We start from the raw sequence: 13,163 nt of genomic DNA, 5'->3' as shown, positions 1-13,163 counted from the left end.
GGATCACGTCGTCGTTCCCCCCATATCCGTGGCTCGCGCCGGCACCGTGGCCTCAAGCGTGAAGCCCTCCCCCGGATCGCTGTGCACGTCCAAGGACCCGTCGATCGACTCCAGGCGTTCGCGCAGGCCGCGCAGCCCGAACCCGTTCGCGATCGCCTCTCCCCCGGTGCCCGCGCCGTCGTCGGAGACCGTCACCCGCACCCGCTCGGGGGTGGCGTCGACCGTGACCGTGATGTGGCGGGCCTTGGAGTGGCGCAGGGCGTTGGTCAGACCTTCCTGGACGATCCGGTAGCAGACGAGCTCGCCGTTCTCGTCCACGTCCGGCCAGGCGCCCGTGGCGGTGAAGGTCACGTCGGTGTCGGCGGAGCCGTACGACTGCGCGAGCGCGCGCAGGGCGGCGATGCCCGTACGGCCCTCCATGCGCAGTGGTCTGAGCGCGCGCACCCAGCGGCGGGTGTCGGTCAGGGCCTCCAGGGTCAGCTCCTTGGCCTGCCGCACCTCCTCCCAGGCGGCCTCGGGGCGCGCGGTGCGGTAGCGCTGGGCGTTGGCCAGGCCCACGTTGATGACCGTGAGGTAGTGGCCGACGGAGTCGTGCATGTCCCTGGCCATCCTGGCGCGCTCCTGGGCGATGGCCAGGTCGCGGGTCTGGGCGGCGTAGCGGCGCAGCTCGGAGTGGGCCTCTTCGAGGTCGGACAGGAGCTGCCTGGTGACCTCGGCGCGGCGCTGCGACTCGATCATGGCGATCACCACGACCATGATGACCAGGCACAGGAGCAGCACGCTCGCCCCGTTGAGCACAGCCGCCAGCGTCGCCTGCCCGGGATTGACGGCGCCGACCCCGAAGTGAAACAGGCCCGCCGTCGTCGCGTACGCGATGCTGCCCCGCAGCCCGAACACGACCAGCGCGTTGCCCACCGCCACGCTGACGATCAGCAGCGCCGCGATGCCGCCGGCCAGCATGAGCAGCAGGCTCGTGGCGAGGAACGCCACGGTCACCGCCTTGCGCAGCGGCGGCGGCTGCGTCCGCCAAGGCAGGAACGGCCAGAGCACGCAGCTCGGCGCCAGCGCACCGGCACTGATCAGCACGAATACCTGCGTCAGCGGCCAGTCGGCCGGGCCGAGCCGGCCTAACTCCGCCAATCCGGCCAGGAACACCAGAGCGCTGATGAGCGCGGATCCCCAGAAGAAGACACCGAACACGAGAGGAGGACGGTCGTCGGTGAACCCCACCCAACGACTCATGTCTCGAATGGACCCCGCGCCCGGCACACCGCGAGCATAACCGTCCACTTGCCGCGGCACAGCGTGGTGATGGTCATGCTTCGCCACTGCCCGGCCATGACTCGAGTCATGGTCATCTGACTCCCGGCCATGACCCGTATGTGCCCCGGGCAGGATATTGAGCCCTGACCGCCCAGATCTACGATGTACGTCTTGGGCAGCGGGGAGCTCGCCGAAGACCAGCGTTGAAACAGGTGGTCGAGGGTGCCGGTAAATCACACATTCGAAGCATTGGCCCACGTACGACGACGCGAAGTGTTACGCATTCTTCGGAAACATGATCGCCTTTCGGCCGGCCAGATCGCCGAACGCCTGGCGATACCCAGGCCGACATTGTCCGGCCATCTCAACATCTTGAAAGGCGCCGACCTCATCATCGGGGAAAGGGAGGGCACCACCATCTGGTACCGGCTCAACCTGACCGTGATGGAGGAGGCGCTCGGGCTGGCCCTGTCGCTCCTGAGCCGGCAGCCGATCGAGGAGGGCCAGCTGTCCTCCGTCTTCGCGGCGTCGCCCTCGGCGGCCGTCTACGCGGCCTCACCGTCGCGCATCTACGCGGCGTCACCGTCGAAGTCCTAGTAAGGCCGGTCTCCAAGGCAGACGTGGCACGCCTGCCGGATCGTGCACCGCGACCTCCAGCCGGGCAACGTCATCCTGGCCGCCGACAGGCCGCGCCTGATCGCCTTCGGCATCGCCGGCGCCCTCGACGCCTGTGGGACGCGCCGCGCGCGCTGGGCGAGGTGGGCCGCCTCCGCCAGCCAGCGCCGGGCCCCGGGCGAGTCGCCCATCCGGGCGTGCGCGGTCATGAACGGCTTGCGGTCGGAGGCGAACACGGCCTCGGTCAGGTCGAGCGCCCCCCACGTGGCGCCGACCACGGGCGCGAGCACCGTCGTCCCGTACAGCAGCAGGTCACACCCCGCCCGAGCGCTACTTCGCATCGGACGACTTGCTGGGGGACGGCGTCGGGGAGGGGGTCGCGGTTGCCGAAGGGGGTGCGGTGCCGGCAGCGCGTAATGCGGATCTAAGCGTCCAGGGTGAAGCGCGCCGCACTTCGGCGCGCAGCCCGCGCTGACGGCCAGGCGCTAGAGCCCGAGCAGCTTGGCGGGCTCGGCGATGATCTGCTGGATGACCAGCCCGGCCGCCCCGAGCACGGCGGCGTCGGAGCCGGTGGCCGAGACGACGACGTCGGGCGGTGCCCCGCGCATCTGCGCGAGCCGCGTGCCCAGGCCGTCGGAGACCGGCGCCGCCAGCCAGGGGAACAGCGGCGCGAAGATGCCGCCGAGCACGATCGTGCCGGGGTCGAGCAGGTGCACGGCCGAGGTGAGCGCGACGCCGAGCGCGTGCCCGGCCCGCCGGCACGCCTCCAGGGCCGCCTGGTCGCCGGACTCCAGGCGGCCCACCAGCTCGCGCACCGAGCCGAGGTCGCCGAGGAGGGCGTCCTGGCCCGCGTACACCTCCAGGCAGCCCCGCCCGCCGCAGCGGCAGCCGGGCCCGTCGGGCACGACCACGACGTGGCCCAGCTCGCCGGCCAGCCCGTACGTGCCTTTGAACACGCCGCCCTGCACCACGAGGCCGGCGCCGATGCCGATCTCGCCGGAGACGTAGAGGAAGTCGCTCTCCCGGGGCCCGAACCACAGCTCGCCGAGCGCCGCCAGGTTGGCCTCGTTGTCGATCTCGAACGGCACGTCCACGAGGTCCGACACGCGGACGTCACGCCAGCCGAGGTGCGGCGCGCTGCGCAGCATGCCGCCCTCGACCAGGCCGGGGACGGCGAGCGCGGCGCCGATGACGCGCAGTCCTGCGGCGGCCGCCTCGGCGGTGGTCTCCTTGGCCAGGGCGCGCAGGCTCTCCAGGATGGCGGCGGGGTCGGAGTTGCGGTTGTCGGCGGGGATGATGCGCCGCAGCCGGACCGTACGGGTGAGGTCGACCACGCAGGCGGCGAGGTAGTCGATGTTGATCTCCAGCCCGAGCGCGGCCACCCGGTGCCCGCTGAGGCTGACCGCCACGCCGGGACGCCCCCGCTCCCCGGCCCGCACGGCGCCGCTCTCAGCCACCGCGCCCGCCTCAAGGAGGTCGGCGACCAGGCTGGATACGGTGGTCTTCGTGAGCCCGGTCCGCTCAGCGAGCGATGCCCGGGTGTGAGGTCCTGATCGGTGAATGGTCGCCAGCACTACGGCCAGGTTACGGGCGCGCATGGAATCATGCCTGACCCCTCTTGACGACACGGCATCCACCTCCTCAGGATAAGTACAGATTATGGACTAAAAGTTACAGGGGCCCGAAAATGACCGCATCCTTCACGCCGACTCCCGACGACCGCTTCACCTTCGGCCTGTGGACCGTGGGCTGGCAGGCCCGCGACCCGTTCGGCGACGCCTCCCGGCCGGCGCTCGACCCGGTGGAGAGCGTCCACCGCCTCCATGAGCTCGGCGCGTACGGCGTCACGTTCCACGACGACGACCTGCTCGCCGTCGAGTCCGACCGCGACAAGGCCGTCGCCGCGTTCAGGAAGGCCATCGACGAGACCGGCATGAAGGTCCCGATGGCCACCACGAACCTCTTCACCCACCCGGTCTTCAAGGACGGCGCCTTCACCAGCAACGACCGCGACGTCCGCCGCTACGCGCTGCGCAAGGTCATGCGCAACCTCGACCTCGCCGCCTCGCTGGGCGCGAAGACGTACGTGTGCTGGGGCGGGCGCGAGGGCGCCGAGTCCGACGCCGCCAAGGACGTCAAGGCCGCCATGGACCGCTACAAGGAGGGCCTGGACCTCCTCTGCCAGTACGTCATCGACAAGGGCTACGACATCCGCTTCGCCCTGGAGCCGAAGCCGAACGAGCCGCGCGGTGACATCCTCCTGCCCACGATCGGCCACGCCCTGGCGCTGATCAACGAGCTGGAGCACCCTGAGATGGTGGGCCTCAACCCGGAGGTCGGCCACGAGCAGATGGCCGGGCTCAACTTCGTGCACGGCATCAGCCAGGCGCTGTGGCACGGCAAGCTCTTCCACATCGACCTCAACGGCCAGCACGGCCCGAAGTACGACCAGGACCTGATCTTCGGCCACGGTGACCTGAAGAGCGCGTTCTTCCTGGTCGACCTGCTGGAGAACGGCGGCTACGACGGCCCCCGCCACTTCGACTACAAGCCGCTGCGCACCGAGGACCCGCAGGACGTGTGGGACTCGGCGGCGGCGAACATGCGCACGTACCTGATCCTCAAGGAGAAGTCGCGCGCCTTCCGCGCCGACCCCGAGGTCCAGGAGGCGATCAGGGCATCGCGCGTCGACGAGCTGGCCAAGCCCACGCTCGCCGAGGGCGAGACCTGGCAGGACCTCGCCAAGGACGACTTCGACGTGGAGGAGGCGGCCGCCCGCGGCTTCCACTTCACCCGGCTCAACCAGCTCGCGCTCGAGCACCTCCTGGGGGTACGCGGATGAGCGGACCGATCAGCGTCCAGCTCTACACGGTCAGGGAGGCGCTGGCCGCCGACCGCGACGGCACGCTGCGCCGGGTCGCCGAGGCCGGCTACCGGGCCGTCGAGCCGTACGACCCGCTGAACGACCCGAAGGGCTTCCGCGCCGTCGCCGACGACCTGGGGCTGAGCGTGTCGGGCACGCACGCGGGCGCGGTGCTCCAGCGTGAGCCCGCCGAGGTGTTCGAAGCGGTCGCCACCATCGGCACGGACAAGGTGATCGTGCCGGCCGGCATCGCGCCCGAGGAGTTCACCACCCGCGACGGCATCGCCAGGGCCGCCGACCTGCTCAACGATCTGGCCGTGCAGGCCGCGCGGCACGGCATGCGGATCGGCTACCACAACCACTGGTGGGAGCTGGAGCCGAAGGTGGACGGCCGGCACGCCATCGAGGTGCTGGCCGACCTGCTGGCGCCCGAGGTGTTCCTGGAGATCGACACCTACTGGGCGGCCGTGGGCGGCGCCGACGTGCCCGCGCTGCTCGGCCGCCTGGCGGACCGCGTGATCGCGCTGCACGTCAAGGACGGCCCGGTGGTCAAGGGCGAGCCGCACACCGCGGTGGGCGCGGGCGCCATGCCGGTGCCCGAGATCCTCGCCGCCGCCCCCGACGCCCGGCGCGTGGTCGAGCTCGACGAGTGCGCGACCGACGTCTTCGCCGCCCTGGCGGAGAGCCACACGTACCTCACCTCCCTGGAGGGGCATTGAGCAACGGCCCGGTCGGCGTCGCGCTCGTCGGCGCCGGTGTGATCAGCGGCCAGTACCTACGCAACCTCACCTCCTTCCCCGACGTGCGCGTGCTCGCCGTCGCGGACATCGACACCGGCAGGGCCGCCGAGGTGGCCCGCGAGCACGGCGTCGAGGTGTCCGGCACCCTCGCCGACGCCCTGGCGATCCCCGAGGTGGAGATCGTCGTCAACCTCACCGTCCCGTCCGCGCACGCGGCCGTCGCGCTGGAGAGCCTGCGCGCCGGCAAGCACGTGTACGGCGAGAAGCCGATGGCGATGACCACCGACGAGGCCGCCAAGGTCATGGCCGAGGCGGCCGACCAGGGGCTGCGGGTGGGCGGCGCCCCCGACACGTTCCTGGGCGCGGGCCTGCAGTCGGCCCTGCACGCGATCGCCTCGGGACTGATCGGCAAGCCCGTCGCGGTCACCGCGGCCACGCAGAGCCTCGGGCCGGAGTCCTGGCACCCCAGCCCTGAGTTCTTCTACCAGCCGGGCGGCGGACCGCTGTTCGACCTCGGGCCCTACTACCTGACCGCGCTGGTCTCGCTGCTCGGTCCCGTCGTCCGGGTGGCGGCGGGCACGCGCAGGGCCCGCGACCAGCGCGAGGTGGGCTCGGGGCCCAAGGCGGGCAAGCTGTTCCCGGTGGACGTGCCCACCCACGTCAACGCCCTGCTGGACTTCCCCGGCACGGCGACGGCGTCGGCCACGTTCAGCTTCGACTCGGCGATCAACCGGCGGATGATCGAGGTGATCGGCTCCGAGGGCGCGCTCTCGCTGCCCGATCCCAACACGTTCGAGGGCCCGCTGCTGGTCCGCGGGCTGCGCGACGCCGACTGGCGGGAGCTGCCGATCACCGGCACGACCGCCGGGCGCGGCATCGGCGTGCTCGACATGGCGAGGTCGCTGCGCGCCGGCACGCCGCACCGCGCGTCGGGCGAGCTGACCTACCACGTGCTCGAACTCATGGCGGCCATCACGGAGTCGGGCGAGCGGGCGGAGTTCCGCGACATCGGCTCCGCCCCGGACGCCCCCGAGCCGCTGCCTGACGGCTGGGACCCGCACGCCGCGACGTTGTGAGAGGAATCCCCTTGAGGAGACCGGGCACGATTACCATGAGTAATCGTCCGGTCACAATAACCTCAAGGGGATCCCCATGCGTGTCCTGATCCAGCTTCGGCCCGCCCCCGACGTCGTCGCGTCGGTGATGGACTCCGGTGTCCGCAGCGCGGCGGCCGACGTCGCCGGTGACCTGCCAGGAGTCCTCATCGACCCGGCGTACGAGCCGGTCGCCGTCCCCCGCCCGCTCTCGCTCTCGCCCCACCAGCGCATGCAGTTCTCGCTCGCACCCGAGGACGCCTCGGTGCTGGTCAGGGGCGAGATCTCCGACGGCGAGCTGGCCACCCGCTCGGCGCTGCTGTCCTCCTCCGTACGCGAGGTCGCCGGCATCTTCGCCGACCCCTACATCCAGCCCAACCCCACCTGCGGCGGCGACGGCCCGGTCGGCGACTGGGCGGAGGTCAGGCGGCTGCTGCACGTCCAGGACCTGTGGTCGGCCGGCCACGACGGCGCGGGCGTGACGGTCGCGGTCGTGGACGGCGGCGTCAACACCGACCACGTCGCCGCCCGCATCGGCCACGACGTGACGCTCGACGCGCACCGGAGCTGGAGCCCGCCCGGCGTGCCCGCGCGGCCGGGCCGCCACCCGGTGGGCCACGGCTCGATGTGCGCGTTCGACGTGCTGCTCGCCGCGCCCAAGGCGACCCTGATCGACATCCCCGTCCTGCTCAGCCGGCGCGAGGGCGGCACGCTCGCCGACGGGCTGCTGTCGGACGCCGTGGCCGCCTACGCCCACCTCGACCGTATGCTGCGGGCCATGCCGGCCGAGTCCAGGTCGCTGGTGGTCAGCAACAGCTGGGGGCTGTTCTCGCCCGACATGGACTTCCCGCCGGGACACCCGGGCAACTACTCCGACAACCCGGCCCACCCGTTCAACCTGATCGTGGGCAGCCTGGAGGCGGCGGGCGCCGACATCCTGTTCTCGGCGGGCAACTGCGGGCGCGAGTGCCCCGACGGGCGCTGCGGCTACCCCGACCGGCCCATCACCGGCGCCAACTCGCATCCGTCGGTGCTGTCGGTCGGCGGCGTGGACACGCGGGGCGAGCGGGTCGGCTACTCCTCCCAGGGTCCTGGCCGGCTGTCGGAGCGCAAGCCCGACCTGTGCGCCTACACGCACTTCGCCGGGTCGGAGGCGGTCGGCCCGGCCGACACCGGCACCTCGGCGGCCTGCCCTGTCGCGGCCGGCGTGGTGGCCGCCGTCAGGACCGGGCGTCCGTCGGCCGAGCTGACGCCCGCCCAGCTCCGTACGCTGCTCCACCGCACCGCCGACGACCGCAGCACGGTCGGCTTCGACCACGACTACGGCTTCGGCGTCATCGACCCGCCCGCCGTGCTCGCCGCGCTCGCCCGCCACAACCGCACGCGCGCGGCCTGACATGGCCATCATCCAGATCCGCCTGCCGCCCGAGTCCACCCTCGACGACGCGCTGCGCCTGCTCGGCCTGTCCGACGACGACGCCGACGCCGACTTCGGGCTCGTGGCGGTCGCTCCCGGCCGCCACGTGCTGCGGGTCACCGAGGAGGCGGCCAGGCGGGTCAGTCACGAGCTGGCCGAGGTCTTCGCCGACCCCCGCATCGAGCCGCACGACCCCGGCTGATCTCGTAACGCGTTGGCTTCACCCGCGCCGACCCGCGACAATGCTGCGATGGCTGACAGTAAGGAGACCGACTGGGTCTCCAGGTTCGCGGACGAGGTGATCTCCGAGGCGGAGCGGCGCGCCCCGGGCCGGCCCATCGTCTGCGCCTCGGGGCTGAGCCCGTCCGGCCCGATCCACCTGGGCAACCTGCGCGAGATCATGACGCCCCACCTGGTCGCCGACGAGATCAGGCGGCGCGGCCACGCGTGCGTCCACCTGCTGTCGTGGGACGACTACGACCGCTTCCGCAGGGTGCCCGCGGGCATCGACCCGTCGTGGGCCGAGCACATCGGCAAACCGCTGACCTCGGTGCCCGCACCGCCCGGCAGCCCCCACGCCTCCTGGGCCGAGCACTTCAAGGCTCCGCTGAGCGAGGCGCTGGCCGAACTCGGCGTCGAGGTGCACGCCATCAGCCAGACCGAGCAGTACACGTCGGGGGCCTACCGCGAGCAGATCCTGCTGGCCGTACGCGAGCGGGCCAGGATCGACGCCGTGCTCTCCCGCTACCGCACCAAAGAGGGCGAGCCGCCGCGCGGCGGCGACTACTTCCCGTACAAGCCCTACTGCGACCTGTGCGGGCGCGACCTCACCACGGTCACCAACTACGACGACGAGACCACCGAGCTGGCCTACACCTGCGAGTGCGGCTTCGGCGAGACCGTGCGGCTGGCCGAGCACGACCGGGGCAAGCTGGTGTGGAAGGTCGACTGGCCGATGCGGTGGGCGTACGAGGGGGTCGTCTTCGAGCCGTCGGGAGTCGACCACCACTCGCCGGGGTCGGCGTGGGTCGTGGGCGGGCAACTCGTGCGCGAGGTGTTCGGCGGGCAGCAGCCCATCGGCCCCATGTACGCCTTCGTCGGCATCTCCGGCATGGCCAAGATGAGCAGCTCGAAGGGCGACGTGCCGACGCCGTCCGACGCGCTGCGCATCATGGAGGCGCCGGTGCTGCGCTGGCTGTACGCCCGCCGCAAGCCCGCCCAGTCCTTCAAGATCGCCTTCGACCACGAGATCCAGCGGCTCTATGACGAGTGGGACGCGCTGGGCCGCAAGGTCGCGGGCGGGCAGGCGCAGCCGGCTGAGCTGGCGGCGTACAACAGGGCCGTGTCCACCGCGGCGGGCTCGCTGTCCCCCACGCCCCACCCGGTCGCCTACCGCACGCTTGCCTCGGTGCTCGACATCACCACCGGCCACGCCGAGCAGACCCTGCGCATCCTGCGCGACCTCGACGGCGTCGAGACGCTGGACGCGGCGCGGCCCAGGCTCGACCGGGCGCAGCGCTGGGTGGACGAGCACCTGCCCGCCGACTCGCGCACGCGCGTGCGCGAGTCGCCCGACCAGGAGCTGCTCGACTCGCTCGGCGCCGACGACCGCGAGGCGCTGCGGCTGCTGGCCGACGGCCTCGACGACTGGACGCTCGACGGCCTGACCGACCTGGTTTACGGCGTGCCGAAGCTCCAGGCGGGCCTGCCGGCCGACGCGAAGGCGACGCCCGAGCTCAAGGCGGCCCAGCGGGCCTTCTTCGCGCTGCTCTACAAGCTGCTGGTCGGCCGCGACACCGGTCCCAGGCTGCCGACGCTGCTGATGGCGGTGGGCGCCGACCGGGTGCGCAAGCTGGTGGGCGCTTGAAGGGCGTCGTCGTGATCACCGGGGTCTCGGCCGCGGGCAAGTCCACCGTGGCCCAGGCCCTGGCCGAGCGGCTGCCGCGCGCCGCGCACGTACGCGGTGACGTGTTCCGCCGGATGGTGGTCGGCGGGCGCGCCGAGATGACGCCGGAGGCCGGCGACGAAGCGGTGCGCCAGCTCCGGCTGCGTTATCGTCTGGCGGCTACCACAGCCGACATGTATTTCGACGCCGGATTTACGGCAATTGTTCAAGATGTGATTATCGGCGGCGATTTGCAGCGATTCACGGAAATGATCCGTTCGCGGCCGCTGTATGTGATCGTACTAGCGCCCGATCCGGCCGCCGTCGCGCGCCGCGAGGCCGCCCGCGCCAAGTCCGGATACGGCGGCGGCTGGACGATAACCCAGCTGGACGCCGCTCTCCGGGAGGAGACCCCGCGCATCGGCCTATGGCTGGACACCTCCTGTCAAACGGTCGAGGAGACCGTCGATGAAATCATTTTTCGGGCCAAAGAAGGACGAATTGCCGACCCGCAGGAATAACCGCGATCTATGCAAGGCATTGGCAAGTGACTTGCATGTGTCCGGGGCAATCTTGGGTCCATGAACAAGCAGCCTTTCGCCGCGAGCGTCAGTGTCATCGTCCCCGCGATGAACGAGGCCGAGAACCTTCCTCACGTCTTCGCCACGCTGCCCGACTGGATCGACGAGGTGATCCTGGTCGACGGCAACTCGACCGACGACACCGTCGCCGTCGCGCGCAGGCTGCGCCCCGGTCTCCGGGTCGTCGTCCAGACCCGGCGCGGCAAGGGCAACGCACTCATCGAGGGCTTCCAGGCCGCCCGCGGCGACATCATCGTCATGATCGACGCCGACGGCTCCACCGACGGCAGGGAGATCCGCTCCTTCGTCGCCACCCTCATCAACGGCGCCGACTTCGCCAAGGGCTCCAGGTACGCCCCTGGTGGCGGCTCGGACGACCTCAGCCCGATTCGCTCCCTCGGCAACAGGTTCCTCACCGGCATCACCAACGTGCTCTACGGCACCCGCTACACCGACCTCTGCTACGGCTACAACGCCTTCTGGCGGCGCCACCTGGAGGTGCTCGACCTCGACTGCGACGGCTTCGAGATCGAGACCCTGATGAACGTCCGCGCCGCCCAGGCCGGCCTGGTCATCCGCGAGGTCCCGAGCCGCGAGCGCTCCCGCATCCACGGCACCAGCAACCTGCACGCCGTCCGCGACGGCTGGCGGGTGCTGCGGACCATCTGGCGCGAGCGTTCGCGCGGCTCCGCCGTCACCGCGCACACCCAGGTGGCGCTGGCCAAATGAGGAGTGACATCCTCGGACGATGCGCTACATAGTCATCGGAGCAGGAGCGGTCGGTGGCACCATCGGCGCCCGCCTGTTCCAAGGCGGGCACGAGGTCGTCCTCATCGCGCGCGGAGCCCACTACGAGGCTCTCAAGCGTGACGGCCTGCGCCTGCTCACCCCCGACAGCACCGAGACCCTGCCCGTGCCCGCCGCCGACGGTCCCGTGCCGACCCGCGGCGGCGACGTGCTCATCGTGGCCACCAAGTCGCAGGACACCGTCGCGGCGCTGGCCCCGTGGCCGTCCGACCTGCCCGTGGTCTGCGCCCAGAACGGCGTCGCCAACGAACGCATGGCGCTGCGGCGCTTCGAGCGGGTCTACGGCATGTGCGTGTGGCTGCCGGCCCAGATCCCCGCGCCGGGGACCATCGCGGCGCACGCGTACCCCTACTCGGGGATGCTGCACGTCGGGCGCTATCCCCAGGGTGTGGACGAGCTCGGCGAGCAGATCGTCACCGACCTCGGCAAGCACGGCCTGGTGGCGCACGCGTCCGACGACGTCATGCGCTGGAAATACCTCAAGCTCCTCGGCAACCTGGGCAACGCCGTCGAGGCGCTGGTCGGCCACGCGCCCGGCATGGCCGAACTGGTCGAGCTGGCGCGGGCCGAGGCGCGTACGGTGCTCGACCGGGCCGGCATCGCCTACCGCACGCCCGAGGACGAGGCCGCGGTCCGCGGCCACAAGGTGGACGCCAGGCCCATCGAGGGCGTCGAGCGCGGCGGCGGGTCGTCCTGGCAGAGCCTGGCCAGGGGCAGCGGCTCGATCGAGGCCGACTACCTCAACGGCGAGATCGTGCTGATCGGCCGCGAACACGGCGTGCCCGCGCCGGTCAACGAGACGCTGCGGCGGGAGGCCAACCGGGTCGCGCGCGAGCGGCTCGCTCCAGGCTCGATGACGCCGGAGCAGGTGCGCACGCTCATCGACGCGCGTTCCGCATCCTGATTCCGCTGAACTCCAGGGTGCTGGCCGTCACCTCGTTCCAGAACGGCCAGAGGTTGTCCAGCACCCTGAGCTGGATGCCCGCCTCCTCATGCAGCTCGAACAGGTCACCCACCTGCTCGGGCGGGCCGAGCGGCGTCACGGGGACCGTCGAGACCATGGCGTGCGGCGGGTCGCCGATGGGCTCGAAGGTGCCGGCGGGCAGCCGGTAGGCGTAGAGGCGGACGTCCATGATCGCCTTGAGCCAGGCGTACTCGACGGCGTGCACGCGCGGCCCGCAGCCCGCGCCGAGGATGCGCAGCGCGTCGTGCTCGGTGGTGCGCGGTCCCGTCCAGGCCATCGCCCGCGGGCAGGCGCGCGGGAACCAGTAGTCGGGGCAGCGGTCGTGGCCGACCGCCCACACGTAGGGCTCGCTCTGCCGGCTCGTCGGCGCGACATGCGGCTCGAACCTGTCGATCGCCGGGTCCTCCGAGAAGTGCAGGACCTCCCCTGGCGCTGGTCTCATGAACGTCATCTTCGCGCATACCCCGCCGATCTCCGGGCAGTGGAGAGCCTCTCTTTCCGACAAGGGGTGAGTTGGATGATCGTGTTGGGACTGCTCCTGATCCTGCTCGCCGGTGCCGCCTTCGCCCTGGTGCTCTTCGAGCAGAGCTCCAGGTACATCCTGTTCGGCTACACCTTCGAGTTCGGCCACGTCGAGATGTTCCTCGCGGGGGCCGCCGCCACGGCGCTCCTGCTGGTGGGTCTGTGGCTGATGGGCTCGGGTTCGCGCAGGACGGCCCGGCAGCGGCGCCGGCTGCGCAGCGCCAGGGCCGAGGCCTCCGACCGGGTGGCCCGGCTGGAGGACGAGAAGCGCGACCTGGAACGGCGGCTCGAGCGCGAGCACACGACGACCAAGGGCGACCACCTGGTCGCCGGTCGTGCCGAGGAACGCCGCTAGTCAGGCGTCTGGTCAGGCGCCTGGTCAGGCGTCGGCGTGCGGGCGCGAGGGCAGCAG

At 71.5% G+C, this 13,163-nt stretch carries 15 protein-coding genes; 11 read left to right on the top strand and 4 right to left on the bottom strand.

Annotated elements, in window-relative coordinates; all coding sequences use genetic code 11:
• Nucleotides 1-3 precede the first annotated feature (3 nt).
• A complete protein-coding gene (locus ABZW11_RS11615) occupies nt 4-1,242 on the bottom strand; it encodes a sensor histidine kinase (protein WP_355415293.1) in 1,239 nt (412 codons plus the stop codon).
• A gap of 243 nt (nt 1,243-1,485) precedes the next feature.
• Here ABZW11_RS11615 and ABZW11_RS11610 point away from each other — a divergent pair, with 243 nt between their 5' ends.
• Complete coding sequence (locus ABZW11_RS11610; protein ID WP_345393894.1) at nt 1,486-1,860, top strand: metalloregulator ArsR/SmtB family transcription factor; 375 nt, start codon at nt 1,486-1,488, stop codon at nt 1,858-1,860.
• On the opposite strand, the gene ABZW11_RS11605 is transcribed toward ABZW11_RS11610, so the two are convergent.
• Nucleotides 1,857-2,219, bottom strand: a complete 363-nt coding sequence (locus ABZW11_RS11605) for a hypothetical protein (RefSeq protein WP_355415291.1) — start codon at nt 2,217-2,219, stop codon at nt 1,857-1,859. The two genes, ABZW11_RS11610 and ABZW11_RS11605, sit on opposite strands and share 4 nt — an antisense overlap.
• A gap of 144 nt (nt 2,220-2,363) precedes the next feature.
• The gene (locus ABZW11_RS11600; protein ID WP_355415289.1) at nt 2,364-3,476 is read right to left on the bottom strand and encodes an ROK family transcriptional regulator; all 1,113 of its coding nucleotides are present in this window, start codon (nt 3,474-3,476) and stop codon (nt 2,364-2,366) included.
• 89 nt (nt 3,477-3,565) lie between these two features.
• Between ABZW11_RS11600 and xylA the strand changes: the two genes are divergently transcribed.
• The 9 genes from xylA (at nt 3,566) to ABZW11_RS11555 (ending at nt 12,169) form a co-directional block, all read left to right on the top strand.
• Entirely contained in the window at nt 3,566-4,720 is a 1,155-nt protein-coding gene (gene xylA, locus ABZW11_RS11595; RefSeq protein ID WP_355415287.1) for a xylose isomerase, read from the top strand.
• Complete coding sequence (locus ABZW11_RS11590) at nt 4,717-5,460, top strand: sugar phosphate isomerase/epimerase (RefSeq protein WP_355415285.1); 744 nt, start codon at nt 4,717-4,719, stop codon at nt 5,458-5,460. Before xylA ends, ABZW11_RS11590 begins: the two co-directional genes overlap by 4 nt.
• On the top strand, nt 5,457-6,557 hold the full coding sequence (locus ABZW11_RS11585) for a Gfo/Idh/MocA family oxidoreductase (protein WP_355415283.1): 1,101 nt from the start codon (nt 5,457-5,459) through the stop codon (nt 6,555-6,557). The genes ABZW11_RS11590 and ABZW11_RS11585 overlap by 4 nt, the downstream gene beginning before the upstream one ends.
• A 76-nt stretch (nt 6,558-6,633) precedes the next feature.
• Complete coding sequence (locus ABZW11_RS11580) at nt 6,634-7,971, top strand: S8 family serine peptidase (RefSeq protein WP_355415281.1); 1,338 nt, start codon at nt 6,634-6,636, stop codon at nt 7,969-7,971.
• Nucleotide 7,972: 1 nt separating this feature from the next.
• Entirely contained in the window at nt 7,973-8,194 is a 222-nt protein-coding gene (locus ABZW11_RS11575) for a hypothetical protein (protein WP_355415279.1), read from the top strand.
• 48 nt (nt 8,195-8,242) lie between these two features.
• Nucleotides 8,243-9,859, top strand: coding sequence for a lysine--tRNA ligase (lysS, locus tag ABZW11_RS11570; protein ID WP_355415277.1), 1,617 nt, complete (start codon nt 8,243-8,245; stop codon nt 9,857-9,859).
• Nucleotides 9,856-10,398 carry an AAA family ATPase gene (locus tag ABZW11_RS11565; RefSeq protein ID WP_355415275.1) on the top strand — a complete coding sequence of 181 codons (543 nt, stop codon included), beginning with the start codon at nt 9,856-9,858 and terminating at the stop codon, nt 10,396-10,398. The genes lysS and ABZW11_RS11565 overlap by 4 nt, the downstream gene beginning before the upstream one ends.
• Before the next feature lie 60 nt (nt 10,399-10,458).
• Nucleotides 10,459-11,187 (top strand): glycosyltransferase family 2 protein, encoded by a 729-nt coding sequence (locus tag ABZW11_RS11560; protein ID WP_355415273.1) that lies wholly within the window; start codon nt 10,459-10,461, stop codon nt 11,185-11,187.
• A gap of 19 nt (nt 11,188-11,206) precedes the next feature.
• Nucleotides 11,207-12,169, top strand: a complete 963-nt coding sequence (locus ABZW11_RS11555; RefSeq protein WP_355415271.1) for a 2-dehydropantoate 2-reductase N-terminal domain-containing protein — start codon at nt 11,207-11,209, stop codon at nt 12,167-12,169.
• Here the strand turns inward: ABZW11_RS11555 and ABZW11_RS11550 are convergent.
• On the bottom strand, nt 12,144-12,671 hold the full coding sequence (locus ABZW11_RS11550) for a DUF6886 family protein (RefSeq protein ID WP_355415269.1): 528 nt from the start codon (nt 12,669-12,671) through the stop codon (nt 12,144-12,146). The two genes, ABZW11_RS11555 and ABZW11_RS11550, sit on opposite strands and share 26 nt — an antisense overlap.
• 75 nt (nt 12,672-12,746) lie before the next feature.
• Here ABZW11_RS11550 and ABZW11_RS11545 point away from each other — a divergent pair, with 75 nt between their 5' ends.
• Nucleotides 12,747-13,106: a hypothetical protein gene (locus tag ABZW11_RS11545; protein ID WP_355415267.1), complete on the top strand. Its 360-nt coding sequence runs from the start codon at nt 12,747-12,749 to the stop codon at nt 13,104-13,106.
• Nucleotides 13,107-13,163: the final 57 nt, after the last annotated feature.

The organism is Nonomuraea sp. NPDC004580 (assembly GCF_040609855.1).
GTDB lineage: Bacteria > Actinomycetota > Actinomycetes > Streptosporangiales > Streptosporangiaceae > Nonomuraea > Nonomuraea salmonea.
The sequence above is the reverse complement of the archived record's forward strand: the minus strand, read 5'-3'. Positions and strand labels throughout refer to the sequence as shown.